The 25,071-nt window shown below is 72.6% G+C and carries 21 protein-coding genes and 3 pseudogenes; 6 read left to right on the top strand and 18 right to left on the bottom strand.

What is annotated here, in order from left to right; translation table 11 throughout:
* Positions 1-6 precede the first annotated feature (6 nt).
* Complete coding sequence (locus ACH5AC_RS20845; protein ID WP_398863424.1) at positions 7-1,215, top strand: MFS transporter; 1,209 nt, start codon at positions 7-9, stop codon at positions 1,213-1,215.
* On the opposite strand, the gene ACH5AC_RS20840 is transcribed toward ACH5AC_RS20845, so the two are convergent.
* Together ACH5AC_RS20840 and ACH5AC_RS20835 are read right to left on the bottom strand one after the other, a co-directional pair.
* Positions 1,140-2,492 carry a hypothetical protein gene (locus tag ACH5AC_RS20840; protein ID WP_398863423.1) on the bottom strand — a complete coding sequence of 451 codons (1,353 nt, stop codon included), beginning with the start codon at positions 2,490-2,492 and terminating at the stop codon, positions 1,140-1,142. The two genes, ACH5AC_RS20845 and ACH5AC_RS20840, sit on opposite strands and share 76 nt — an antisense overlap.
* The gene (locus ACH5AC_RS20835) at positions 2,489-3,436 is read right to left on the bottom strand and encodes a 5-dehydro-4-deoxyglucarate dehydratase (RefSeq protein WP_398863422.1); all 948 of its coding nucleotides are present in this window, start codon (positions 3,434-3,436) and stop codon (positions 2,489-2,491) included. Before ACH5AC_RS20835 ends, ACH5AC_RS20840 begins: the two co-directional genes overlap by 4 nt.
* A 185-nt stretch (positions 3,437-3,621) precedes the next feature.
* Between ACH5AC_RS20835 and ACH5AC_RS20830 the strand changes: the two genes are divergently transcribed.
* Positions 3,622-4,431: an NAD-dependent epimerase/dehydratase family protein gene (locus ACH5AC_RS20830; protein WP_398863421.1), complete on the top strand. Its 810-nt coding sequence runs from the start codon at positions 3,622-3,624 to the stop codon at positions 4,429-4,431.
* Positions 4,432-4,661: 230 nt separating this feature from the next.
* On the opposite strand, the pseudogene ACH5AC_RS20825 reads toward ACH5AC_RS20830, so the two are convergent.
* The 3 genes and pseudogenes from ACH5AC_RS20825 to ACH5AC_RS20815 all read right to left on the bottom strand — a co-directional run.
* A pseudogene (locus tag ACH5AC_RS20825) lies at positions 4,662-5,093 on the bottom strand (RNA-guided endonuclease InsQ/TnpB family protein); the annotation flags it as partial.
* A 173-nt stretch (positions 5,094-5,266) separates the two neighbouring features.
* Positions 5,267-6,193, bottom strand: a complete 927-nt coding sequence (locus tag ACH5AC_RS20820; protein ID WP_398863420.1) for a PmoA family protein — start codon at positions 6,191-6,193, stop codon at positions 5,267-5,269.
* Complete coding sequence (locus ACH5AC_RS20815; protein WP_398863419.1) at positions 6,190-7,317, bottom strand: Gfo/Idh/MocA family protein; 1,128 nt, start codon at positions 7,315-7,317, stop codon at positions 6,190-6,192. The genes ACH5AC_RS20820 and ACH5AC_RS20815 overlap by 4 nt, the downstream gene beginning before the upstream one ends.
* A gap of 229 nt (positions 7,318-7,546) precedes the next feature.
* Between ACH5AC_RS20815 and ACH5AC_RS20810 the strand changes: the two genes are divergently transcribed.
* Positions 7,547-8,752, top strand: a complete 1,206-nt coding sequence (locus tag ACH5AC_RS20810; RefSeq protein ID WP_398863418.1) for a TerD family protein — start codon at positions 7,547-7,549, stop codon at positions 8,750-8,752.
* A 64-nt stretch (positions 8,753-8,816) separates the two neighbouring features.
* Here ACH5AC_RS20810 and ACH5AC_RS20805 read toward each other — a convergent pair whose 3' ends face one another.
* Complete coding sequence (locus tag ACH5AC_RS20805) at positions 8,817-9,359, bottom strand: GNAT family N-acetyltransferase (protein WP_398863417.1); 543 nt, start codon at positions 9,357-9,359, stop codon at positions 8,817-8,819.
* 59 nt (positions 9,360-9,418) lie between these two features.
* On the opposite strand from ACH5AC_RS20805, the gene ACH5AC_RS20800 reads away from it, so the two are divergent.
* The gene (locus ACH5AC_RS20800; protein ID WP_398863416.1) at positions 9,419-10,072 is read left to right on the top strand and encodes a SecDF P1 head subdomain-containing protein; all 654 of its coding nucleotides are present in this window, start codon (positions 9,419-9,421) and stop codon (positions 10,070-10,072) included.
* A 4-nt stretch (positions 10,073-10,076) separates the two neighbouring features.
* On the opposite strand, the gene ACH5AC_RS20795 is transcribed toward ACH5AC_RS20800, so the two are convergent.
* The 6 genes and pseudogenes from ACH5AC_RS20795 to ACH5AC_RS20770 form a co-directional block, all read right to left on the bottom strand.
* A complete protein-coding gene (locus ACH5AC_RS20795; protein ID WP_398863415.1) occupies positions 10,077-10,649 on the bottom strand; it encodes a TetR/AcrR family transcriptional regulator in 573 nt (190 codons plus the stop codon).
* A 3-nt stretch (positions 10,650-10,652) separates the two neighbouring features.
* On the bottom strand, positions 10,653-11,705 hold the full coding sequence (locus ACH5AC_RS20790; RefSeq protein WP_398863414.1) for a 1-aminocyclopropane-1-carboxylate deaminase: 1,053 nt from the start codon (positions 11,703-11,705) through the stop codon (positions 10,653-10,655).
* A 16-nt stretch (positions 11,706-11,721) separates the two neighbouring features.
* Positions 11,722-12,480 carry a GntR family transcriptional regulator gene (locus ACH5AC_RS20785; protein WP_398863413.1) on the bottom strand — a complete coding sequence of 253 codons (759 nt, stop codon included), beginning with the start codon at positions 12,478-12,480 and terminating at the stop codon, positions 11,722-11,724.
* A gap of 81 nt (positions 12,481-12,561) precedes the next feature.
* Entirely contained in the window at positions 12,562-14,151 is a 1,590-nt protein-coding gene (locus ACH5AC_RS20780) for a TROVE domain-containing protein (protein WP_398863412.1), read from the bottom strand.
* A 329-nt stretch (positions 14,152-14,480) separates the two neighbouring features.
* Positions 14,481-14,883 (bottom strand): annotated as a pseudogene (locus ACH5AC_RS20775) (hypothetical protein); the annotation flags it as partial.
* Between the two features lie 71 nt (positions 14,884-14,954).
* Positions 14,955-16,433 (bottom strand): hypothetical protein, encoded by a 1,479-nt coding sequence (locus ACH5AC_RS20770; protein WP_398863411.1) that lies wholly within the window; start codon positions 16,431-16,433, stop codon positions 14,955-14,957.
* Between the two features lie 275 nt (positions 16,434-16,708).
* Between ACH5AC_RS20770 and ACH5AC_RS20765 the strand changes: the two genes are divergently transcribed.
* Positions 16,709-18,538, top strand: a complete 1,830-nt coding sequence (locus ACH5AC_RS20765; protein ID WP_398863410.1) for an endonuclease/exonuclease/phosphatase family protein — start codon at positions 16,709-16,711, stop codon at positions 18,536-18,538.
* A gap of 16 nt (positions 18,539-18,554) precedes the next feature.
* On the opposite strand, the gene ACH5AC_RS20760 is transcribed toward ACH5AC_RS20765, so the two are convergent.
* The 4 genes and pseudogenes from ACH5AC_RS20760 to ACH5AC_RS20745 all read right to left on the bottom strand — a co-directional run.
* Complete coding sequence (locus ACH5AC_RS20760; protein ID WP_398863409.1) at positions 18,555-19,298, bottom strand: SRPBCC domain-containing protein; 744 nt, start codon at positions 19,296-19,298, stop codon at positions 18,555-18,557.
* A gap of 17 nt (positions 19,299-19,315) precedes the next feature.
* The gene (locus ACH5AC_RS20755; protein WP_398863408.1) at positions 19,316-19,981 is read right to left on the bottom strand and encodes an ArsR/SmtB family transcription factor; all 666 of its coding nucleotides are present in this window, start codon (positions 19,979-19,981) and stop codon (positions 19,316-19,318) included.
* A 59-nt stretch (positions 19,982-20,040) separates the two neighbouring features.
* The gene (locus tag ACH5AC_RS20750; RefSeq protein WP_398863407.1) at positions 20,041-20,721 is read right to left on the bottom strand and encodes a hypothetical protein; all 681 of its coding nucleotides are present in this window, start codon (positions 20,719-20,721) and stop codon (positions 20,041-20,043) included.
* A gap of 119 nt (positions 20,722-20,840) precedes the next feature.
* Positions 20,841-21,390 (bottom strand): annotated as a pseudogene (locus ACH5AC_RS20745) (hypothetical protein); the annotation flags it as partial.
* A 210-nt stretch (positions 21,391-21,600) separates the two neighbouring features.
* On the opposite strand from ACH5AC_RS20745, the gene dapA reads away from it, so the two are divergent.
* Positions 21,601-22,515: a 4-hydroxy-tetrahydrodipicolinate synthase gene (gene dapA / locus ACH5AC_RS20740; RefSeq protein ID WP_398863405.1), complete on the top strand. Its 915-nt coding sequence runs from the start codon at positions 21,601-21,603 to the stop codon at positions 22,513-22,515.
* A 109-nt stretch (positions 22,516-22,624) separates the two neighbouring features.
* Here dapA and dapD read toward each other — a convergent pair whose 3' ends face one another.
* Positions 22,625-23,614, bottom strand: coding sequence for a 2,3,4,5-tetrahydropyridine-2,6-dicarboxylate N-succinyltransferase (dapD, locus tag ACH5AC_RS20735; protein WP_398863403.1), 990 nt, complete (start codon positions 23,612-23,614; stop codon positions 22,625-22,627).
* A 159-nt stretch (positions 23,615-23,773) separates the two neighbouring features.
* Positions 23,774-25,018, bottom strand: coding sequence for an MFS transporter (locus ACH5AC_RS20730; protein ID WP_398863402.1), 1,245 nt, complete (start codon positions 25,016-25,018; stop codon positions 23,774-23,776).
* Between the last annotated feature and the right edge of the window lie 53 nt (positions 25,019-25,071).

Raw genomic sequence — 25,071 nt, 5'->3', positions numbered from 1 at the left:
GCAGGCATGACGACGACCATGACCGTGCTGCGCGACCGTGCGGCGCGGCTGTATCTGGGTGCCGTGGTGGTGTCGGGGTTCGGCACGTCGGCGCTGTGGCTGGCCTCCGGGGTATGGGTGAAGGACCTCACCGGGTCGGACGGGCTCGCCGCGCTGTGCATGCTCGCGCTGTGGGCCCCGACGGTGGCCGGGCCCGCGCTGGGCACGCTCGCCGACCGCACCCGCCGCAAGCCGCTGCTGATCGCCCTCAACTTGGTCCTGGCGGGCCTGCTGCTGACCCTCCTCACGGTGGACTCGCCCGCCGACCTGTGGCTGCTGTTCACCGTGCTGGCCGCGTACGGCACCGCCTCCGTGGTGCACGAGGCCGCCAAGTCGGCGCTGGTCGCGGCTTCGGTGCGCCCGGAGCTGCTCGGTGACTTCAACGGGCTGCGCATGACGGCCGTGGAGGGCATGAAGCTGGTGGCCCCGCTGGCCGGCGCGGGCGTGTACGCGGCGTACGGCGGGCCCGCGGTGGCGCTGGTGGACGCGGTCAGCTTCCTCGGCGCGGCCGTGCTCTACGCGCGGGTGCGGGTGCGGGAGGAGCCGCGCTCGCGCACCACGCGCGCGTGGTGGAGGGAAAGCGTCGAGGGCGCCCGCTTCCTGTGGCGGCACCCCCGCCTGCGTCCCCTCGTCCTGGCCGGCGGTACGACGATGCTGTTCGCCGGCGTCAACGGGGCGATGGTCTACGCCGTCGTCGAGGGGCTCGGCCGCTCCCCCGCGTTCAGCGGTGTGCTCTACGCCGCGCAGGGCGCCGGGTCGGTCGCGGTCGGGCTGGTCTCCGGGCCGGCGCTGCGACGGCTGGGCGAGCGCCGGTTCGCCGGGTACGGCATCGCGCTGACCGCCGTCGCGGTGGCCCTGCGGGCCGTACCGTCGGACGCGGTCGCCGTGGTGTGCGGCGTGGCGATCGGGGCGGGGCTGCCCTGTGTGCTGATCGCCGCGCTGACCGCCGTACAGCGGGAGACGCCGGACCGGCTGCGGGGGCGGGTCGCCGCCACGGCCAACACGCTGGTCTTCGCGCCGAACGCGGTGGGGCTGGCCGTGGGGGCGGGCCTGGTCGAGCTGGTCGACCTCCGGCCGCTGCTGGTGGCGCTCGGCCTGGGTCAGCTGCTGGCCCGGCTGCCGCTCAGGGCCGCCCGTACGGACTCCAGGTCCGCGTCCGAGGCCAACCCGGCGTGATACAGCCGTATCTCCGTGGCCCCGAACTCACGCGCGCGTGCCGCGTCCACGGCGAGCGTGCCGGGGCTGCCGCCCATCCCGGAGACGATGGTGAAGTTGGCGGCGATCACAGCTCCCGTCCGGGCCACCGCGCCCTCCCCGGCCACCGCGCCCTCCCCGGCCACGGCACCCTGCCCAGTCACCGTTCCAGGCCCCGCCGCCGCTCCCGACCCAGTAACCGCTCCCTCCCCGCTCACCGCGCCTTGCCCACTGACCGCGCCCCTCCCCGCCATCGTCCCCTGCCCGGCCACCGCGCCCCTCCCGGCCTCCACGAACGGCGTCAGCAGACCCGGTCCGCCCCCGCACGGCACGACCACCCCGTCCGCCACGGACAGGATGTGCGCCGGGTCGACCCCCGCGTTGGCGCCGCAGTGGTAGGTCACCGGGTCGGCGTGCAGCAGGATCCGGAAGTCGCCGGGGGCGGCCGCGCGGACGGCGGCGACGGCCTCCTCCTGCAGCGTGCGGGCGGTCTCCTCGCGCCACGCGCGCGTGGCGGCCGCCGTGTCCGCGCCGAGGAGCTTCTCCACGCCCGCCCAGCCCCCGTCGTCGGCCGCCCCCTGCCACAGCGGCTCCAGGGCGGCCCGTACGGCGACGGCCAGCGCGTCGGCGTCCAGGCCGCGCCCGCCGTACCCGGCCCGGCAGGTGGCGCAGAAGCACAGGGACATCAGGTACTGCCCGGCGTCCCCCAGACCGACCCCGCCGGTCTTGTCGTGGGCGTGCAGATGCTGCAGCCCGTACCAGCCGAGGGACTCCAGCTCGGTGCCGGCCGCGCCGGGCCGTACGGCGGCCTCGGCGGCGAGGTCGACGAGGTACGCGCGCGTGGCGGGCTGCGCGATGCACGGCGCCCACGGGTAGCGGTCGCCGTAGGCGTTGACGACGGAGGTGTCCGGGTGCTCGGCACCGAGCCGGGAGTTGTGCGCGAGGACGACCCAGGAGTGCACCTCGAGACCTGCGCGGGCGACGGCGTCGGCGGCCTCCCCGAAGGCGTCCCCGGGGGCCCAGTCGCCGGCCGGGTACGGGCGCAGGGTGCGGCCCTCCCAGCGGCGGCCGAGCGGGTAGAGCAGGGAGGCGTACTCGGCGGTGACGATGCGGTGGCGCGGGTGGCGCGGGGTCAGGGCGCGCGTGGAGTGGTAGGCGGCGGCGAGCGTCACCTGCCCCACACCGAGCGCGGCGATCCGCGCGGGGGCGTCCGGGTCGCCGTTGACGTCCCAGGGGTAGACGAATGCCGATGCCTTCACCGGTTCTCCTTCTCCTCCAGCAGCGCGTGGCCACGCTCGATGATCTGTGCGAGCTGCTTCACATGATCCTGGCTCGGCTCGTGCAGCGGGGGCCGGACCTCCCCCACGTCCGGGCCGCGCATCCGCACGCCCGCCTTGACGAGCGCGACGGCGTATCCGCGCCCCTGGGCGCGCAGTTCGACGAACGGCCGGTAGAAGCCGTCGAGGAGCCGGTGCGCGGTGGCGAGGTCGTCCGTCTCCAGCGCCCGGTGGTAGGCGAGGGCGATCTCGGGCGCGAAGCAGAAGACGGCCGAGGAGTACAGGGTGACGCCGATCGCGCGGTAGGCGAGCTGTGTCTGCTCGGCGGTCGGCAGGCCGTTGAAGTACAGGAAGTCGCCGGGGACCTCGGTGCGTACGGCGCTGACGATGCGCTGCATCAGGTCCAGGTCGCCGTAGCCGTCCTTGAGGCCGACGACGCCCTCGGTGCGGGCGAGTGCGACGACGGTCTCCGGGGTGAACACGGCGTTGTCGCGCTGGTAGACGATCACGGGGAGCGGGGTCGCGGCGGCCACCTCGCGGTAGTGCCGCAGCAGCCCCTCCTGCCCGGCCACGACCAGGTACGGCGGCATCACGAGCAGCCCGTCCGCGCCGGCCTCGTGCGCCACGCGCGCGTACCGTGCGGCGAGCGCGGTGCCGTAGCCGGCGCCCGCGACGACCGGCACCCGTCCGGCGGTCTCCTCGACGGCCGCCCGGACACAGCGCTCGAACTCCTCCGGGGTGAGCGCGTGGAACTCCCCCGTCCCGCAGCAGGCGAAGACGGCCGCGGCGCCCGCCTCGACGCCCCGGCGCACATGCGCGCGGTAGGCGTCCAGGTCGACGGAGCCGTCGGGGCCGAAGGCGGTGACCGGGAAGAACAGCGGCCCGCTGGGGACGGTGAGTCTGACGGCGAGAGGGGCTGGCGTCACGGGCTCTCCCTGAGACAGGCGCTCACACTTATGATTGACGTCTACACTCTTGAACGCGGCCGAATGCGACCACCCTAGGGACCCCCTCGGAGCAGGTCAAGCGAGCCCCCTTGACGAATGCAAGCATGGATCCTTAGCTTGTCCACGCATGTGAATGGTGATCATGGACACCAAGGAGACCGAGGATGCCCGCTCCCCGCACCGTCCTGCTCACCGGCGCCGCCGGTGGCCTAGGCACCCTGATGCGGGAGCTGCTCCCGGCCTACGGCTACCGGCTCCGCCTGCTCGACCTGCTCCCCATCGAGGGCGAACCCGACGCGGTCGTCGCGGACCTCGCCGACAAGGATGCCGTCCGGGAGGCCGTGCGGGGCGTGGACGCGGTCATCCACCTCGCGGGCATCTCCCTGGAAGCCCCCTTCGAGAAGATCCTCACGGCGAACATCGAGGGCACGTACAACCTGTACGAGGCGGCCCGCGAGGAGGGCGTCGGCCGGATCGTCTTCGCCTCCTCCAACCACGCGGTCGGCTTCACGCCCCGGCCCCAGGGGGACGCCCCGCTCATCCCGATCGACACCCCGCACCGCCCGGACACCTTCTACGGCCTGTCCAAGGCGTTCGGTGAGGACCTCGCCCAGTTCTACTGGGACAAGCACGGCCTGGAGACGGTGTCGGTGCGCATCGGCTCCTGCTTCCCCGAGCCGACCAGCGTCCGCATGCTCTCCCTGTGGATGAGCCCTGCCGACGGCGCCCGCCTCCTCCACGCGGCCCTGACCGCCGAGAACGTCGGCCACACGATCGTCTACGGCTCCTCCGCCAACACCCGGCTGTGGTGGGACCTCAGCAGCGCGCGGGCGCTCGGCTACGAGCCGCAGGACGACTCCGAGCCGTACGCCGAGAAGCTGATCGCCGAGCAGGGCGAGCCGGACCCGGACGACGTCGCCCACACCTACCTGGGCGGCCACTTCGTCAGCGAGCCGCCGATCTGGCCGTACTGACCGGATCACACCGTACGAAAAGGGCAGGCGGGCACCGAACGGGCCCGCCCGCCCCCTTATTCAGGCACCGGCCGCGCCCGATCCCACCCTCCGGCGGACAACGGCGCAGGTCCGCGACGCGGCTGCCGACGATCCTCGGCCGCGTGGTGGCTCCCAGACGGCACCCGTCTTCCTGACCGGCTTCATCACCAGCCAGGGACCTGTTCCTGTCGTTGGGAGCCGTCGATTGACTTCCTCTCCCTTCTTGCCCGGTTCGCTCCCTCGCCCTCGGCCTTGCGGGCAAGCTGCCGCTGGGCCTTGGCGAGGCGCGCACGGTCACGCCGCTCGTGCCGGGGGTTGGAGATCTTCTCCCCGGTGGAGAGGGTCAGCAGGTGGTCGAGTCCGACGTCGATGCCGACGGCCGTGTCTGTGGCAGCAAGCGGCTGTACGGACGGGTCCTCACACAGCAGGGACACGAACCAGCGTCCGGCCGCATCCTGCGACACGGTCACCGTGGACGGCGACGCGCCCTCGGGCAGCGCACCGGACCACGCGATGTCGAGCGGCTCCGCCGTCTTCGCCAAGGTCAGCCTGCCGTCCCGGAACCGGAACGCGCTGGTGGTGCACTCCGCTGGCTTCCGCGACTTCTTCCGCGACTTGAAACGCGGGTACTTCGCCCGCTGCCGAAGAAGTTGGCACGGAGAAGACGTCGTTGAGGTCCGCTCCATGGCCGTCCTGCGACCGGCTCCCGCTGGACCGGTACCCCCAGGCACTGGAACAGTTCGCGGCGGGCTTGGGCCGAAAGATCGTCGTCGTCCCGTAGCGGATCCACGGCCGGCGGCATGCGGCGGTCCGGTCACCACGGCAGGCCCTTCAGGTGGGCGGCGACCTGCTCGCGGTCCCAGGCTCCGTCGGCGATCACCACCCGGTAGCGGTAGTCGAAGGACTCCCCCGGCGGCAGCTGGAACTCCTCGAAGAAGGCCCAGGAGAACGCGACGGTCGGGAAGGGCTCGGACCGCACGAACCAGTGGGACTCGTGGACGGCCCGCGCGGGGTCGAGGTTCTCGGGCGCGTGCGCGAAGACGACGGTGGAGTGGGCGTCGACGTCGTCGTGCTCGGCGCTGAAGGCGAGCCACGGGCTCTGGCTGCCCATCAGCCCCCCGGCGTCGGCGGCGTCGTCGTGGGGGGCGAGGACGGTGCCGCCGGTGAAGTCGCGCGGCCCGCGCCACTGGAGGCCCGTGTAGCCGGCCATCTCACGCCCCGCGGTGGTCGGAGAGCCGAAGGTCAGGGGCTCGGCGCGCAGGTTGGTGAGCCGGATCGACCAGTCGAGCGCCCAGGAACCGGCCTCGACGTCGATGGAGTGCACGATGATCCCCCGCTCCTCACGCGCCCACTCCTCCCCGCCGTTCGCGACCCAGACGAGGTCCTCGGCGACCGTCAGCCGGTCGTCCTCGGCCACGAGCACGGGGAAACCGTCGTGCCGCATCGAACCGACCCGCTCGGGCAGCCGCAGATAGCCCTGGCCGTGGACGTAGCAGTTTCCGCCCCAGAAGTTCTGCCCGGACAGATGGCTGGCGGTCATCTGCAGGCCCTTGTGCCAGCGGTGGTCGTTCGGCCGGTAGCCGGTGACCGTGCGCCCGGCGAGGGTGCGCAGGGGGTGGGCGTAGGGCTTGCGGGACTCGAAGGGGTCGGGGTCGGGGCGGTAGACGTAGCGGAGGATCTCGGTGCCGCCCGCCTCGACGGCGAGGTGCTCCCCGGGGACGTGGGTGACGCGGATGCTCATACGGCGGTCTCCTTCGGGGCCCAGTCGGGGTGGTCGCCGTGCATGGCCTCGTAGAAGGGGTCGCCCGGCCGGATCTCCCCCGCACACACCGGGTGCCCGGTGAACGCCGCCTTGTACAGGGCGGCGGCGAATTCCAGGGTGGCGCGGGCGGCGGGCCCGCTGCCGGGCGGCCGTACGCCCTGGTCGTAGGCGTCGAGGAGGGTGCCGAGCTGGGCGGTGTGCGAGCTGGGCACATCGGCGGCGGGGGTGCGCCAGGCGGCGGCGCGCTCGGCGTCGACGTGCGGGGCGGGGGTGTAGGCCCAGTCGGCGTTGGTGTGCCCGTACAGGTGGGTCAGCTCGACGGTGGCGTCGGCGCAGTCGATCCGGATGCGGCTGACCTCGTCCGGGGAGAGCACGCTGTTGACGACGGTGGCGAGCGCGCCGCTGCGGAAACGGACCAGCGCGGTGGAGACGTCCTCGCTCTCGGTGTCGTGGACCAGCCGGGCCGCCATCGCCCGGATCTCCTCCCAGTCGCCGAGCAGATGCAGCAGCAGGTCGTACTGGTGGATGCCGTGCCCCATGGTCGGCCCGCCGCCCTCGGAGGCCCAGCGCCCCCGCCACGGCACGGCGTAGTAGGCGGCGTCCCGGTGCCAGGTGGTCTGGCAGTGCGCGACCCGGGGCGCGCCCAGCTCACCGCCGGCGATCAGCTCGCGCGCGTGCACGGCGCCGGAGCCGTAGCGGTGCTGGAACACCACCGACGCGTACGCGCCCGAAGCCTCCTCGGCCGCCGCGATCTCGTCGTACTCGGCGAGCGACAGACACTGCGGCTTCTCGCACAGCACCCACGCGCCGGACTTGAGCGCGGCGACGGTCTGCTCCCGGTGCAAGGAGGGCGGCGTGCCGATGAGCACCAGGTCGGGGCGTACGGCGTCCAGCATGGCGCCGGTCGAGGTGTACCCGGCGACCTGCGCCCCGTGCCGGCCCGCCAGCTCACGGAAGGCGTCCAGCCGCCGCTCGTCCACGTCGACGGCGGCGACCAGCTCGACCCGGTCGGCATGGTCGGCGAGCGCGGACAGATGGCTGCCGGCGACGATGGCGCCGGTGCCGATCACGGCGGCGCGGCGGCGGGCGGGGGGCAACGGCATGCGGCGCTCCTGGGCTTCCTGGGCGGCGACGGCGGGTGGCGGACGGGAGGACCGTGGGACGTGCTGGACAGTAGGGAACCGATTAGAAAGCGCTTGCCCTCCAGGGAGACCCTAGGCGGCGGGGGAATGTCAGAACAACCCCCAACAGGGAGAATGTCGGCGCGCCCCCGATCGGCGGACGGTAAGGGAACGGTAAAGCGGGCCCGCTCGTTCACGGGTCATGACAGCTATGACCCCCGGCTCGAACATCCCTCTCTCCGCCGCGCGCGTGACGGTGGACGTCGCCGCCCCGGTGCGGCTCGACGTATCGGGCCTGCTGCTCACCGCCGACGGCAAGGTGCGCTCCGACGACGACTTCATCTTCTACAACCAGCCCGCCGGCCCCGGCGTGACCTACCGCTCGGGCGGTGGCACCGCCCCCGACGCGATCACGGTCGACACCGCCTCCGTCCCCCCGGGCATCGAGAAGATCGTCGTCACGGCCAGCCCCGACGCCGCGGGCCAGACCTTCCAGGGCATCGAACCGACGGCCACCATCCGCAACGCGGACGACAACAGCGTGCTGGCCACGTTCACACCGCCCCAGCTCGGCACGGAGACGGCGCTGGTGGTCGTCGAGATCTACCTGCGCGGCGGCGCCTGGAAGGCCCGCGCGGTCGGCCAGGGCTACGCCGACGGCCTGGCCGGCATCGCGACGGACTTCGGTGTGAGCGTGGATGAGCCGGCCGCGCCGGCCCCCGCCGCACAGCCGGTGACGCCCGCCTCCCCGCCCCCGCCGGTGATGCAGCCCCCGGTCACCCCGCCGGCCCCGCCCATGCCCCCCGCGCCTCCCGCGGCCGCTCCCGCCCCCGGCGCCGGGAAGATCAACCTGGACAAGGGCCGGGTCAGCCTCCAGAAGAACCAGACGGTGTCCCTGGTCAAGGGCGGCCGCCCCCTGCTCTCCCAGGTCCAGATGGGCCTCGGATGGGAGCCGGCGTACCGAGGCAAGAGCATCGACCTGGACGCGTCGGTCATCGCCTACGGCCCCCAGCGCAACCACATCGACAGCTGCTACTTCGGCAAGCTGACCATCGTCGGCGGCGCCATCCGCCACTCCGGCGACAACCTCACCGGCGAGGGCGGAGGCGACGACGAGGTCATCACCGTCGACCTCGGCCGCCTCCCCCAGGACGTCACCGGCCTGGTCTTCACCGTCAACTCCTTCTCCGGCCAGAAGTTCACGGAGGTCGCCAAGGCGTACTGCCGCCTCCTCGACGCCTCCACCGGCGAGGAACTCGTCCGCTTCGACCTCACCAACGCCGAGCCCCAGACTGGCGTGATGATGGCGAAACTCATCCGCCAGTTCTCCGGCGAGTGGGAGATGACGGCGATGGGCGACTTCGTGAAGGCCCGCACGGTCAGGAACATGGTGAAGCCTGCGGCCCAGGCGCTGTAACGCACCGACGCACAGCGCAACGGCCCCCATGGACCGGGCAGGTCCACGGGGGCCGTCGGCACGTCTACCCCTTCGGCTGCGGCTTCCAGTCCTGGGCGAGGAGGCCGAGCAGTACCTCGTCCAGGAACTCGCCCATCACCCAGGCCGAGGAGCGCAGCAGGCCCTCGCGGACGAAGCCGTTGCGTTCGGCGGAGCGCAGCATCGCGGCGTTGTCCGCCAGGGTCTCGATCTGCAGCCGCTGCAGACCCCGCACGATGAAGCCGTAGTGGCACAGCACCGCGACCACGTCGGTGCCGTAGCCCTTGCCGCGGGCGGACGGCAGCAGTCCGAGGCCGATGTGCGCGGACCGGTGATGAAGGTCGATGCCCCACAGCGTCGCGGTGCCGACCAGCGTGCCGCCGTCCAGCTCCACCACGGAGAACGTGACGCTCCCCTGGTTCGTGTCGTCCGGCACGAGCCGCGGGTCCTTCGAGCCGGGCGTGATCGGCCGCCACGGCCCGCTTTCGGCCCGCGAGGCGTTGACCACGTCGTCGTAGAGCTCGGCCCGCAGGACCGGGATGTCGTCCTCGTGCCGGGCCCTCAGCCCGACCTTGCTACCCCTCAGCATGCGGTCTTCCTATCCGACCGCGCCGACCCTCGGCAAACCAATAAGAACCCCATCCGACAATGGGCAATGGCCAGTTGAGACACTGTCCTGGGTCTGGGGCGGAGGGGAGACACCAGTGCGGGTGCCCTGGACTCCGCCGAGCGCCCCACTCCCGCCGGCCTCCTGGCCCGGATCGGCCCCGTTCTCGCCGAGCGGCCGCAGGCACGCGGCGCCCAGGACTGGCTGCCGTCGGCCTGGTCGGCCGCGATCGAGCAGCACCGCAGACGCCGTACCGAGGAGGCCGACGCGGCCCAGCGGCGTATCGACCCCGACGCGGCGACGGAGCGTCACGCCCCGGACGACGCCGCCCGCACCCGGCATCTTCCCCACCCGGCACCACCGGCCCGGGCGCCCCGCCGCCCGCGCACCGGGCTGTGGCTCGCCGCGGCCCTGGCGGGGCTGCTCGCCGGCGTCGGCGTCATCTACGTACTGCCGACGCTGCGGGACGAGGACAACTCTCCCTCCAGGACGACGACGCCGAACGGTTCGCGGCCCTCACCGAACGGGCGGCTGAACGGACGTCCCCGATGAACCAGCTCGCGATCGTCCTCGGCGACCGCCTGATCAGCGCCCCCGCCGTCGCCGGACCCATCACCGGCGGCGAGGTGCAGATCGCCGGCGCTTTCACCGAGGAGTCCGCGAAGAGCCTGGCCAGGGAACTCGGAGCGCGCTGAAGGGTCAGGCCGACCGCCGCAGGCCCTCCGTCACCAGCGTCAGATAGCGGCGGATGTCGCCGGGCTCCCCATGGCCCAGCTCCGAGGCCGTGGCGACGCCGTGCGCCAGGCGCAGCAGCTCCACCGGGGTCAGGTCGGTGCGCAGGGTGCCCTCGCGCTGGGCCGCGTCGAGCAGCTTGGTCGCCGCGCCGGTGACGGCGGTGCCGCAGGCGGTGCCGGCGGCTGTGCTGCCGTCGGTGACGGCGGAGCCCAGCAGGGCCTTCAGGCCGCGCACCTGGATGCTGCCGACGCACAGCTCGTACAGCCACTCCAGCAGCGCCTCACCCGGCGGCAGCCGCTCCGCCAGCTCGTCCGCGCGGGAGGCCAGCGCCTCGACCCGGTCGACGTAGGCGGCCTCCAGCAGCGCCTGCCGGGTCGGGAAGTGCCGGTAGAGCGTGCCGGAGCCGACCCCCGCCCGCTTGGCGATGTCGTCGAGCGACGCCCGCTCCCCATGCTCGGCGAACGCCTCCACGGCCACCTTCAGCAGCCGCTCGTAGTTGCGGCGGGCGTCCGCGCGCATGGGCCTGACCCGCGTCATCCGTCACTCCTCGCGCCGGTCACCCACTGTAGCCGCCTCTGGGAACAGCGCGCTGTACGCGTTGAGGGCCGGCTGGCCGCCGAGGTGGGCGTAGAGGACGGTGGAGTCCTGCCCGATCTCCCCACGGCCGACCAGATCGATCATCCCGGCCATCGACTTGCCCTCGTACACGGGGTCGGTGACCATGCCCTCGGTGCGGGCCGCGAGGCGCATCGCCTCCAGCGTCGTCTCGTCCGGGACGCCGTACGTGCCCGCGTGGTACCGCTCGTCCAGCTCCACGTCCGACTCCGTCAACTCCCGTCGTACGCCGATGAGTCGGCCGGTGCGGTGGGCGATCCGGGCGATCTGCGTCCGGGTCTCGGCGGGCTTGGCCGAGGCGTCGACGCCGAGGACACGGCGGGGGCGTCCGCCGGCCTCCTCCAGGGCGGCGAACCCGGCGATCATGCCGGCCTGGGTGGAACCCGTCACCGAGCACACCACGACCGTGTCGAAGAAGACGCCCAGCTCCCGCTCCTGCTCGGCGACCTCGTAGGCCCAGCCCGCGAAGCCCAGCCCGCCGAGCGGATGGTCGGACGCGCCGGCCGGGATGGCGTACGGCTTGCCGCCCGCCTCCTCGACCTCCCGCAGCGCCTGCTCCCAGCTCTCCTTGAAGCCGATCCCGAACCCGGCCCGGACGAGGCGTACGTCGGCTCCGGCGAGGCGGCTGAGCAGGATGTTGCCGACCTTGTCGTACACGGGGTCCGGCCAGTCCACCCAGCTCTCCTGCACCAGCACGCACTTCAGCCCCGCCCGGGCGGCCACGGCGGCCACCTGGCGGGTGTGGTTGGACTGCACCCCGCCGATCGACACCAGGGTGTCGCAGCCCTGTGCTTGGGCGTCCGCGACCAGGTACTCCAGCTTGCGCGTCTTGTTCCCGCCGTACGCGATCCCGGAGTTGCAGTCCTCCCGCTTGGCCCAGAGGGAGGCGCCACCGAGGTGGGCAGTCAGCCGCTCCAGGGGATGCACCGGGGACGGGCCGAAGAGGAGGGGATAGCGGTCGTACGAGGAGAGGGACATGGGGCCTCCTGGGCAGTCAGTCGGGGTCGGAGCCGGTGCCGGACTCGGCGTCGGACTCGGCGTCGGACTCGGCGTCGGTCTGTGCCTCGTCATCGGAGTCGGCCAGATGGACGAGGGTGCGCCAGATCTCCGCCGTGATCCGTACGGCCTCCTCCGCGTCACCGGCGGCGCACGCCTCGATCAACCGCTCGTGCAGCCCGGCCGAACGGCAGCTGCCGCCCTCGCCGAAGCGCCGCCGCTCCAGCCGGCGGACGAGCGGGGTGTATCGGGCGACGGTGGCGGCCGCCGCGCGGTTGCCGCTCACCCGGACCAGCACGTCGTGCAGCTCGTCGTCGGCGTCCAGCGCCGCGTCCACGTCACCGGCTCGCACCGCGGCGGCGAACCGCTCGTTGGCCGCGCGCATGACCGCCACGTCGGCGGCCGTCAGCCGGGGCACCGCGACCCGCGTCACCAGCTCGTGCATCGCCCCGACCACCGCGGCCGCGTCCCGTACGTCGGCGGCGACCAGCGGCGTGACCCGCGTGTAGCTCTGCGGCTTGCTCTCCAGCAGCCCCTCGTCCACGAGCCGTGAGAACGCCTCCCGCACCGGCGCCCGCGACAGCCCCAGCCGCTCGGCCAGCTCCACGTCCCGCACCACCGCACCGGGCGCGATCTCCCCGGCCACGATGGCGTCCCGGATCGCCGCGCAGGCCCGATCCCGCAGCAGGGTCCGGGCCACGGGGCGCAGCGCCCTCCGCGTCGCCACGTGGTCGTCCAGGTCGTCCAGGTCGTCCATGACTGAAATGTTAGATGTCAGCAAGCCGCGCGGACAAGGGCCCGCATCCCCCTCACGGAGTGACGCGGGCCCCGGCTCCGCTCAGGCCGCCGCCACCCACGGCCAGTCCGCGTCGCGAGCCGCCTCAAGCAGCGGAACCATCCGGAACGCCGCGTCGGAGAGTCCTCCGAAGGTGTGCCTGTTGCCCGTCCCGGACGGGCCGTGGGCCGCCCGGTAGCCGGCGAGGTTCCAGGTGTAGACCGGCACGCCGGCCGGGACCTGCGCGGTCGGGTCGCCGTACTGGCTGTACGTGTACTGCTCGTCGGTGATGATCAGTACCCGGTCCTGCCCGCGGTAGTGCGCGCGGACCGCCGAGGTGGTGTCGGTGCCGCCCAGGTCGGTGAAGCGCTCCAGGATCTTGAGCACCGACTCGCCCTTGCCGAGGGTCAGACGCCGGCTGGTGGTGCCGAACTCGACGAGGTCCGCGTCCGCCGCCCGCAGCGCGATCGCCGCGCCGAACACCGCCGCCGCGTCGGCCCGGGTCAGCTCCGAGCGGTCGGACAGCCGCGAGTAGAACATCGAGCCCGAGCGGTCGACGAGCACGAGTGTGCGGCCGGGCAGCGCGGGCACGTTGGCCAGCGAGTGGCCGAGCGCCCGCTCCAGCGGGTACGCCCAGCGCAGCGAGGGCGTGTGCTGGTACGCGGCGAGGTACCGGAAGGGGAACTGGCGCGACCGCGCGACCTCCGCCGGGTCGCTGATCCGGGCGGCGACCTGGGCCGCGACCTCGTCGGAGACCCCGGCCTCGTCGAAATTCCTCAGGTTGCGGACCAGTCCCATCGGCCCCATCGACGGGATCACGGCCTCCCATGCCTCCTTGTCCATCGGCCCCTGCAGCCACCCGGCCAGCGCCTCCCACGTCATCCCGGCCGCCGCGAGCCGCTCCGCCCCGCCCGTCGAGGTGACGACCGCGCGCCGCTCCCCGACCGGCAGCTCCATCAGCTCTCGGTGCGCGACCAGCGTCCGGTTCGACGCGGGCGGCACGGCGGTGTCCGGGTGGTGCCGGCGGTCGAGCGCGTACTGGAACAGCTCGCCCTGCCACGGCTTGTCCGGGTCCGGCGCCGCGTGCACCAGGTTCAGGATGTCGCCGAAGCGGTAGCCCTTGGACGCGGTGTCGTACTTCAGCAGCGACTTGCCGTTGTAGAGCCGTCGTACGGCATCGGCGATCCCTCGCTTGACCGGCTTGGGGACATTGCGGCCGTACGTCGCCGTCCAGTACGCCAGCAGCTCGCCGGGCTCGTCCGGGCGCTGGAGTACGGAGTCCACGACCCACCGGTTCGAGGGGCCGTCGGTGGCGCCGGCCTCCAGGCGTGCCTTCACATACTCGGCGGCGCCCACGACGGCGGCCGTACGGAGGTTGCCCTCGCCGCGCAGCCAGCCGAGCAGTCCGGCCGTCCAGGTCGGGTCGGTCACGGCGAGTTCACGCACGAGGCGCGTGAACCGGTCGTCGCGGTCGGCGCCGCTCTCGTAGAAGGTCTGCTGGGAGACGAAATTCGACACCGCGAGCAGAAAGAGCTCGGAGCGCGCGTCGCGCTCATGCCCACGCCCACCCTGGTAGGTCCGCAGCACCCGGCCGGTCGAGGTGACCCGCGAGGTCGGCTGCGCCTTTGCGGTACGCGTGTTGAATCGCGCCATGGTGAATTCCCCCCGAATTCAGAGATGTTGCCGGAGGAGGCGCAGCAGAAGGAGGGCGCCCGAGGTCAGAAGTCGGCGACGGAACGAGCCAGGTGCTCTTCCACTTGAGCTACACCGACCCGAAGTCGATGACGGGACTCGAACCCGCAACCGCCTGATATGAAGTAACCGTTGCCTGCGCACCGGGCACCCACCATGAGCTGCGCCTCCCGAGATCAAGTCGGCGGCGGAACGGGATTCTCTTTGGAAAGAAGTAGCCGTCGCCTGCGCACCGGGAGGTGCAGGAAGTCGTGCTGTCCAGGCCCTGCTTTCGCCCCTGGACGTGTGCATCACTCTAGGAGGACGGCTGTAGGGCGGGCGAATGAATTAATCACGTACGGGAGTTCAGCCGCGCGGCTGCCGCTTCCACAGACGTAGAGGGTGCCGCCGTCGGGGGAAAAGGTCACGCCGGTGAACTCGGAATGCTCGCTGCGGGCGAGGGGGTAGGTCCGGCCCCTGTCGGTGGCGCCGAACAGGTGCGGGGCCGTCGAGCAGCACCTCGAGGGTCAGGGTGCGATGCATGCCCGCCGGCTTGCGGGCGCGGGTGACCTCGCCGGGGCCGAACTGCCGCCGTACAGGGGTGGGCTGGGCGTCGCACTCGGGTACGTCCACCCAGTCGACGCCGTACACCGTGCCGGTCCGCGTGGCGCGGGAGAGGTCGTCGACGAAGCGGCCGCCGGAGTCGTAGCACTGGCTCTTGCCGATATGCGGCTGCGCCGCGTGGGCGCAACCAGCCACAGGCAAGCCGCACTCGCCAATAACCCTCAACCCCCCTGTTGCGACCGCGCCTTGAACGCCGCCTTACGCGCCGCCTTCGCCACCCTCTTGTCCGGATGCAACCGCCCCATCGCCTCCAGCACATCCGCAGTCGCCGGATGCCCCACCCGCCAGGCCGCCTCGAAGAACCCCTCGTGCTGAGCCGCCAGCCCCTCCACCAGCGCCCGCAGCTCCTCCGAGTTCCCCTCGGCCGCAAGCTGGGCGGCCACCGTGTCGATGGTCAGCCAGAACACCAGGTCAGCCGAAGGCGCGGGTACATCCGCGGCCCCCTGCTCGGTGAGCCAGACCCGCGCGAGACCCCCCAGCTCCGCGTCGTCCAGTACCTCCCGAAGCGCAGGCTCCGCGGGTGCCCCCACCAGCGACAGCGCCTGCTGACACCGCAGCCGCCGCAGCGGCGCCCCCGGGTCGGCGCCCCGAGCCGCCGCCAGCAACTCCCGTGCCGCCGCGAGGGGTTCGCGTCGGCCGAGCCAGTGCAGGGTCTCCGCCTGTGCGGCCCGCGAGCCGTAGTGGGCGGTGCCGTCGAGCAGCGCGTCGGCGCCCTTGTCTGCGAGTTCGCCGACGGCCGGGGCGGTGAAGCCGGCTTCCAGGAGCCGTGCCCGCAGCCCGTACAGGCCGAGCGGGGTGAGGCGGACCATGCCGTAGCGGGAGACGTCGGTGTCGTCGACGGGGGCGGCGGCCAACTCCTCTTCCGCGGCGGCCGGCTCGCCCTCCGCGTCGGCCATGAGTGCCTCGTCGACGGGCTGGTACTCGACCAGGCCGATCGGCTCCAGCAGCCGGAACTGGTCGTCGAGGCGCATCATCGCGTCGGAGACCTGTTCCAGGACGTCGTTGGTGGGCTCGCCCATGTCGCCGGGGACGAGCATCGAGGCGGCGAGCGCGGGCAGCGGCACCGTGCCGTCGCCGGGGCCGTCCTCGCTGACGGTGAGCAGATAGAGGGCGCCGAGCACGCCGTCGAGGAATTCCGCCTCGCCCTCGGGGTCCCAGTCGAGCTGGGAGAGGTCGACCTCGCCGCCCTCGTCCAGCGCGTCGACCAGGTCGTCGAGGTCGGGCACGCTCGCGTCGGCGAGCACGGTCTCCAGTGCGGTCTGCCAGAGGGCGAGGACGTCGTGCGGGGAGCCGCCGGTCAGCAGGGCGAGGTCCTCGCCTGCGGTGACGGTTCCGGCCTCCTCGTCCACGATCTCGACCAGCCCGGTGTCGACGGCGACCCGCCACGCCTCGCTGGCGAGGGCGGCGGCGTCGGTGAGCCCCGACGCCTCGGCGGCGTCGTCCCCGGTGAGCCCCAGTGCCTCGGCGGCCGCGGCCAGCTGCGCGTCGACCAGTCCGCCCCCGGCGTCCACCCGGGTGTCCGGTCCGGCCCAGCGGGCCAGCCTGGCGGCCCGGGCGAGCAGGGGCGTGGACAGCGCGTCGCGCGCCAGCTCCGCTTCGGAGGTCAGCCGCACGGGCGGCAGGGGGGAGCTGTCTGACATCGGCCGTTTCTCCTAGGGCACCTCAAGAACCGTACGCATCACGGCTCAACCGCTCAGCCTAGACGGATTTCGACCCATGCCGCCCGGTTCATCTCCCGGACAGGAGCTGGACATGGCCGAAACCTTGACAAGTGGCCGGGGCACGCTGGAGATTGACGCGCGTAGAAATTGGGGGGACAACTGTTCACTCGGTCCCACGCGTGACACGTACACCTCAAGACCACTGAGGTCCCACCCCCGTCCCGGCGCTCATGTACGTCCCCGGAGGGATCCCGTTGCCGAGCAAGAACTCCGCGCGCCTCGCCGCGCTCACCGTCGCCGCCGTGTGCTCAGCGGCGTCCACCATCGTCCTCACCTCCCCCGCGCAGGCCGACTCTGCGGTGCGCATCCATGACATTCAGGGCACCACCCGGACCTCCCCGTACGCGGGCCGGCAGGTCACGGACGTGGCCGGAATTGTCACCGGGGTGCGCACCTACGGCTCGTCCAGGGGCTTCTGGATACAGGATCCGCATCCGGACAGCGACCAGGCCACCAGCGAGGGCGTCTTCGTCTTCACCAGCTCCACGCCGAAGGTCGCGGTCGGTGACTCGGTCACGGTGTCCGGCACGGTCTCGGAGTTCGTCCCCGGCGGCACCGCGTCCGGCAACCAGTCGATCACCCAGATCACCCGGCCGACGATCACGGTCCTGTCCGGCGGCAACGCGGTCCCGGCCGCCACGGTGATCGACGCGGGCTCGGTTCCGGCCGCGTACGCCCCGGCCGGCGACGCGGCCGCACAGGGCTCGATCAACTCTCTGCCGCTGGAACCGGCCAAGTACGCCCTGGACCGTTACGAGTCCCTGGAGGGCATGAACGTCCGGGTCGCCGACACCCGCGTCGTCGGCGCCACCGACCCGTTCACCGAGCTGTGGGTCACGGTGAAGCCGGACGAGAACGCCGGCCGCCGCGGCGTCACCGTCTACGGCTCCTACGACGCCCAGAACACCGGCCGGCTGCAGATCCAGTCGCTGGGCGCCAAGGCCGACTTCCCCGTGGCGAACGTCGGTGACGTCCTGACCGACGCCACCGAAGGCCCGCTGGACTACTCCCAGTTCGGCGGCTACACCCTGGTCGCCCACACCATCGGCACGCTGAGGAGCGCCGGGCTGGAGCGGGAGACCACCCGCAGGCAGAAGGCCCACGAGCTGGCGATCGCCACGTACAACGTCGAGAACCTCGACCCGTCCGACGCCACGTTCGACGAGCACGCCGCCGCGATCGTGCACAACCTCCGCTCGCCCGACATCGTGTCCCTGGAGGAGATCCAGGACAACAACGGCACGACCGACGACGGCACGGTCGCCGCCGACGCGACGATGCGCAAGCTGGTGGACGCGATCGTCGCGGCGGGCGGCCCGGCGTACGACTGGCGGTCCGTCGACCCGGTGGACAAGACGGACGGCGGCCAGCCCGGCGGCAACATCCGCCAGGTGTTCCTGTTCAACCCGCAGCGGGTCTCCTTCACCGACCGCGCGGGCGGCGACGCCACCACCGCCGCGGGGGTCACCAAGGTGCGCGGCAAGGCGGCCCTGACGGTCTCCCCCGGCCGGATCGACCCGCAGAACGCGGCCTGGGAGAACAGCCGGAAGCCGCTGGTCGGCGAGTTCTCCTTCCGTGGCAGGGCGGTCTTCGTGATCGCCAACCACTTCAACTCCAAGGGCGGCGACCAGTCCCTGCACTCCCAGTACCAGCCGCCGACGCGCGGCTCGGAGATCCAGCGCGCGGCGCAGGCGACGGCCGTGCACTCCTTCGTCAAGGACATCCTCGCCAAGCAGAGGAACGCGCACGTCGTCACCCTGGGCGACATCAACGACTTCGAGTTCTCCGGCACCGCGAAGATCCTGGAGGCCGACGGCGTGCTCTGGTCGGCGATCAAGTCGCTGCCGAGGAGCGAGCGTTACTCGTACGTCTACCAGGGCAACGCGCAGACCCTGGACCAGATCCTGATCAGCCCGTCGATCCGCCGCGGCTGCGCCTTCGAGTACGACAGCGTGCACATCAACGCGGAGTTCAACGACCAGATCAGCGACCACGACCCGCAGGTGCTGCGCTTCCGCCCGTAGCTCCGTCCGCTCGGGATCAGGGCCGGCTGAACACCCCGTTCAGCCAGCCCTGCCAGGCGTCCTCGTCCGCCTTGGCGTCGGCGCCCGGGGCGAAGTCGTGCACGGAGATGCCGACCGGGTAGCCCCAGTGGTTACGGCCGAAGAACCGGACGAGGGCGTTCTCCGTGCGCAACCCGAGGAAGTAGGGGTTGCGGAAGTCGACCACGGCGTCGAGGAGTTCGCCCTCCGGGCCGCGCACCCGCACCCGCGCCCCCTCCTCAGTGTCGTCCGCGAGCCCCAGCGCCCGTCCTACGGCGGCGAAGGCGTCCGGCGCCTGCGACGCCTCGGGTCCGTCGAAGGTCGCGAAGGCGACGACCGGCCGGCCGCCGAACTCCGTCAGGTACTGACGCAGGGTGTGCAGATAGAAGTCGGTGTGCCGCCCGGCCGCGTCGTACTGGTTGTCCCAGTCCTCGACCAGGATGCCGCTGTGCACGTACCGCACCCAGGCCCGGCGGCCACCGTCGCGCGGCTCGATGGTGTAGTCGAGCTGGTTGAGGGTCTGCTCGGCGATCTCCTCGACGTTCTCGGTCCGATTGGTGTAGCGGTGCGGCGGGTCCCAGGCGGTGACCGTCGATCCCATGGCCCCCTTCCCGCCGACGCGCGGCTCGGGCAGCTCCGACGGCCACAGCCAGCCACCGGTGTTGTTGGTGACCGCGTCCCACACCTGCTCCGGCGTGGCATCGACCTCGAACTCCCGGGCGATCTCGAATTCCTTGGACATGGCGGGGCTCCTGGGTGCTATTGCTGCTGCTCTGCTTCCGGGACGGGCTGCTGATCCGTGACCGCGCCGCGGGCCGTGGGGCGGACCGCGGTGTCGGCCGTGGGGTGGACCGTGGGGTGGACGGCGATGACGATCCGGTGATCCCGGCCGCCCTCGGCGTCGGGCGCGTCGTACTTGCGGATCAGCGCGCTGACGCCCGCCGTCAACTCCTCGACGAACGCGGCCCGTTCGGCGGCCGAGGCGAAGCGGACCTCGCCGTCCAGGGCGTACGTCGCCAGCCGCTTGCGGGCCTTCGCCGCACCGGTGATCAGCGAGCCGACGTCCCGGACGAGACGGGCGCCGAGCGCCAGCAGCCAGCGGGCGGAGAGCTGGTCGCGGAAGCGGTCCGGGTCGGGCTGTACGTCGGCGAGGGCGAGCGGCGAGATCACGTACGACGCCGCCGTCGCCCGCATCAGCCGCTCGGTGACATTGCCCTTGCGCCGCTCGCCGGCCAGCTCGACCAGGCCGTGCCGCTCCAGCGCCTTGAGGTGGTAGTTCACCTTCTGCCGGGGCAGTCCCACCTTGCCGGCCAGCATCGCCGCCGACGCGGGTCCGGCCGCCAGCTCGGCCAGCAGCCGGGCCCTTATGGGGTCCAGTGAGACGGCTGCGGCCTCGGGATCCTCGATCACGGTCACGTCCAGCATGCGTCCACCGTCTCACCGAAAACTTTTTTTGTCCAGGAGGCTGCGCTTTTCGGTGAGGTTCAGTCCGGGACGAGCCCGAGGGCGTGCGTGTACCGGCTTCCGGTGGAGCCCTTGAAGCCGGGGTACGTCCGTACGCGCTCCCACTGCGGCGACTGCGACTCGGGCACGGCGATGGCCTCGTCGTACGCGCGGTCGCTCTCCCACTCCGCGTAGTTGAGGACGTGGCTGCCGTCGGTACTGAGATGGAAGTGGGCGGAGATGAGACCGGCTTCGGTGCCCAGGGCGGCAAGAACGGTGTCCACCCAGTCACCGCGCCGCTCGGCCGCTGCCGGCTCGAAGTCGATCCGTACGGTGATGATCAGCCCCGGCACCCGTACGTCCCCGACGGCACGCTCACGGCTGCGGTAGCGGCGGTAGCCGTTCAGCTCGACGCGCTCGATCCCGGGCACGGCGGTGTCGATCTCGTCGACGCGCTCCTGGCGGTGCGCCTTGACGTATGCCTCGAACGCCGCCGCGGCGGTCCACTGCGAGTAGTGCAGCAGGGTGGAGCCGTCGTGCCCTGCGTACACGTGATAGCCGAGCAGACCGGCCGCGGGCCAGGGACGACGCTCCCAGGTCTCACCGATGGCCTCCACCGCAGCCCGCTGACGCTCGGGGGCACCGAGCCGCCAAGAACTGAAGAAGGGGGCGGCGACGCGGGGGTCGGTGGGGTCGGGGTGGGTGTGGGTACGGCGGGTCATGGCGGCCTCCGGTGATCGGCGCTGCGTTGCGGTGTGTACGCCGATCAGCTTTCGACCTCAGGTTTGGTTGAGGTCAAGAGGGGCCGGGGGTGAGGGCGCTGTCCGTGCGCGGCCGAGCCGCCACCCTGCCCGTTCCCGTCGAGCCGGGCCAGCTGGGTTTGGAACCAGTCGAGGCGGGCCTGCAACAGGGCGGCCTCGGCGGTGAGTTCGGGCACGCCCAGCTGCTCTGCGGGAGCCCCGGCCCCGGTCCGGGGGCCGCCACGACCCGTAGCCCGTCCCCGGCCAGCCGGGCGAAGGAGGCGAGCGAGACGGACGTACGGGCGCGCACGCAGGGCGCGCAGGAAGGGGCGAGCGCACGCCACCCCCGGCCGCCCCCACCCGGCATCGGCGAGCGCGACGGCCGGCGCCGCACAGGCGCAGGACCTCACGGTCGCCGTACGGACCCGCTGGCGGGCGTAGCGGAAGCCGCGCTCGAAGCGGATGTAGGCGCCGAGGGCGTGACGTCGAGGAGGACAGCGGCGCGGTGCTCGGCGCTGCACAACGCCTCGGCGACCGCCCGGTCGTGCGCGCGGCGGAAGCCGCAGTCGCAGCGGCGGTGCGGTGCCGGGTGCCGGCGGCCCGGGTGGTGGGCGGCTCCGCGGGGCGTTCCTCGGGAAGCCGCAGCCTCATCGGGCGGCCGGCACCTCTTCGGCGGCGGGCTCCCTGTCCGTCGTCCCCCAGGGACCCGGAGTTCCTGCTCCCGGGTGACCCAGGAAGGGCCGAGTGGGACACAGGGCCTCGCAACGGCCGCCGGGCGACCGGAACTCCTCAGCAACCCTTACTCGTACCTGGTAGCAGATTTAAGTAGAGCTTCACGATCAAGCCGCCGAGACTACTCCCATGAACCCCAGGACACATCCGACCTCCCCACAGCCTCCCTTCGGCCGCGCCCTCTGCGCCATGATCACGCCCTTCACCGAGGACGGCTCCCTCGACCTCGACGGGGCGCAGCGGCTCGCCGCCCAACTGGTGGCGGATGGCTGCGACGGGCTCGTCCTGTCCGGGACGACGGGCGAGTCGCCGACCACGACGGACACCGAGAAGGCGAAGCTGATCCGGGCCGTGCGCGCGGCCGTCGGCGACACCGTGCCCCTGATCGCGGGCGTGGGCACGGCGGACACCGGGCACACGATCGACCTGGCCCTGTCCGCCGCGAAGGCGGGCGCGGACGGCGTACTGGTCGTGACCCCCTACTACAGCAAGCCGCCGCAGGACGCTCTTGAGCACCACTTCCGCGAGGTGGCCGACGCGTCCCCCCTGCCCGTGATGCTGTACGACATCCCCGGCCGCACCAGCACCCGCATCGAGCCGGAGACGATGCTGCGACTCGCCGAGCACCCCGGGATCGTGGCGGTGAAGGACTGCTCCTACGACCTCCTCGGCACCCAGAAGGTCCTGTCCCGCACGGAGGCGCTGGCGTACTACGCCGGCTGCGACGAGCAGATCCTCGCCCTGTACGCGGTGGGCGCCACGGGCTACGTCAGCACGGTCGCCAACGCCGCCCCGCGCCAACTCCGCGCCATCCTCGACGCGTTCGACACGGGTGACACGGCGAGCGCCACCCGCCACCAGCTCCGGGCCATGGAACTCATCGAGCTGATGATGGCGTCGGGCCTCCCCGGAACGGTCACCGCCAAGGCACTCCTGCCGACCCTCGGCCTGCCCGCGGGCCCGCTCCGCCCGCCCCTGCGCCCGGCGGACCGGACGACGGTGGACAGACTGCGCGCGGCATACGACCGGCTGACGGTCGACTGACGGCCCCCTGACATGAATCGGCCGGGGCCCGCGCCACAACCCGAACGCGGCACGTCCCCGGCCGACCCGGGGTCCAGGGTCTGGGACGAACGCCGACGCGTCAGCCGGTTCAGTTGTGGCTGTGCAGAATCTCGTTCAGGCCGCCCCAGACCGCGTTGTTCGGGCGGGCCTCGACCGTGCCGGTGACCGAGTTGCGGCGGAAGAGGATGTTGGAGGCGCCGGAGAGTTCGCGGGCCTTGACGATCTGGCCGTCGGGCATGGTGACGCGGGTGCCGGCGGTGACGTACAGGCCCGCCTCGACCACGCACTCGTCGCCGAGGGCGATGCCGACGCCCGCCTCGGCGCCGATCAGGCAGCGCTCGCCGATGGAGATGATGACGTTGCCGCCACCGGAGAGGGTGCCCATCGTGGACGCGCCGCCGCCGATGTCGGAGCCGTCGCCGATCACGACGCCGGCGGAGATGCGCCCCTCGACCATCGAGGTGCCGAGCGTGCCGGCGTTGAAGTTGACGAAGCCCTCGTGCATGACGGTGGTGCCCTCGGCGAGGTGGGCTCCGAGGCGGACCCGGTCGGCGTCGGCGATGCGGACGCCCTTCGGGGCGACGTAGTCCGTCATGCGCGGGAACTTGTCGATGGAGGTCACCTGGAGGTGCAGGCCCTCGGCGCGGGCGTTGAGGCGGACCTTCTCGATGTCGTCGACGGCGACCGGGCCGAGCGAGGTCCAGGCGACGTTCGCGAGGAAGCCGAACTGGCCCTCCAGGCTCAGGCCGTGCGGCTTGACCAGGCGGTGAGAGAGCAGGTGCAGGCGCAGGTAGACGTCGTGCGCGTCGACCGGCTTCTCGTCGATCGAGGCGATGACCGTGCGGACCGCGACGACCTCGACACCACGCCGGGCGTCCGGGCCGATCGCCTTCGCGGCGCCTTCGCCGAGCAGCTCCACGGCCTTCTCGGCGGACAGCCGCTCGCTGCCGGAGGGGCCGGGCTCGTCGACGAGCTCGGGCGCGGGGAACCAGGTGTCGAGAACGGTGCCGTCGGAGGCGAGGGTGGCGAGGCCGGCGGCCACCGCCCCGGTGGTGCGAGGTGCAGTCGTGTCGGTCATGAGGGCAACCTAACGTGGCCCCGGCCGATGGGGCGAACCGGCGGGGGCACGTCTCACGTGCCGGGCGGGCCCAGGGCACCGGGCGTCCGGGGACCGCCGCCTTCGGCCCCCGCTTCCAGGTGGCTGCCTCCCAGCACCGCCGCCCCCAGAGCCCCCACTTCAGAGTGACCGCCCCCGGGCCCCCGCTTCCGCACGAACGGCCTGGTTCTCGATCGCCCGACGGGCGGCTGAGCCATGCCGCCCCGCGGCCAGCACCGCGCCGCCGGCCATCACCCCCAGCCCCGCGCACAGCGGCCACAAGACCCCCGGCGCCGCCTCGTACACCGCCCCGCCCACCGGCGCCGCCAGCACGACCCCGCTGATGGACACCCCGGAGTACAGCGACTGGAACCGCCCCTGCACCCGCTCCGGCGCCTGGTCGGCGACGTACGCGGTCGCCGTCGTCTTGTAGAGCAGTTCCCCGAGCGTGAGCAGCGCCATCGTCACGACGGCCGTGCCGATCCCCACCGGGCCGACCGTGAGCGCGCCGTACCCGGCCGCGACCAGCAGCAGCCCGCACGCCACGATCCGCAGCGGCGCCCGCCGGCGCAGTGCGAGCGCGGCGGGCAGCTCCAGGCAGAGCAGCACACCGCCGTTGATCGCCAGCAGGGCCCCGTACACGCGCTCGTCGAAGCCGTGGTCGGTGAGGAAGACGGGGAAGGTGGTGTACTGCTGCCGGTAGACGACGTCGATGACGAGGATCGCCGGCAGGAGAACCAGTACGCCCGGCCGGGCCCGCAGCGCCGCCCACAGACCGCCGGCGTCCCGGACGGCACCCCGGTCCACCGCACCTCGTACGGCCACCCTGCCGACCGGCACCACCCGCGCCGTCCACGCCGCCAGCGCGACCCCGGCGATGCCCTCGCCGACGTACAGCCAGTCGTACGAGAACCTGGTCGCGACGAACGCCCCGAGCACCGGCCCGACCGTGAACCCCCCGTTCGCCGCCGCCCGCATCACCGCGAACGCCTGTCGCCGCGCCCCGGCCGGCACGATCACCGCGACCAGCGCCGAGTTGGCGGCGCGCTGCACGCCGGACGCGTACTGGGCGAGCGGCAGCACGGCGTACAGCGCCGGTGTGGGCAGCGCGGGCACCGCCACCAGCAGCAGCCCGGAGGCGGTGGCGGCGGCGAGCAGGACACGCCGGTGCCCGAGGCGGTCGCCGTACCAGCCGCCGGTGAAGTTCCCGGCGACCAGCCCCATCCCGCCGAGCCCGGCGAGCAGCCCCGCCGCGCCGGGGTCGAGGCCGCGCGGGCCGGTCAGGTAGAGGAAGACATAGGCGAAGCAGACACTCACCACCATGTTGGCGAAGGTGCCGCCCGCCAGCAGCCACACCGTCCGCGGCACCTCCCGCAGCGCGCGCACCGCCCACCCCCGATTCCCCGCAGCTAAGTTCCTTTTGGGAACTCACCATGTCA

This window comes from Streptomyces sp. NPDC018693, from assembly GCF_044391385.1.
Classification (GTDB): Bacteria; Actinomycetota; Actinomycetes; order Streptomycetales; family Streptomycetaceae; genus Streptomyces.
The sequence above is the reverse complement of the archived record's forward strand: the minus strand, read 5'-3'. Positions and strand labels throughout refer to the sequence as shown.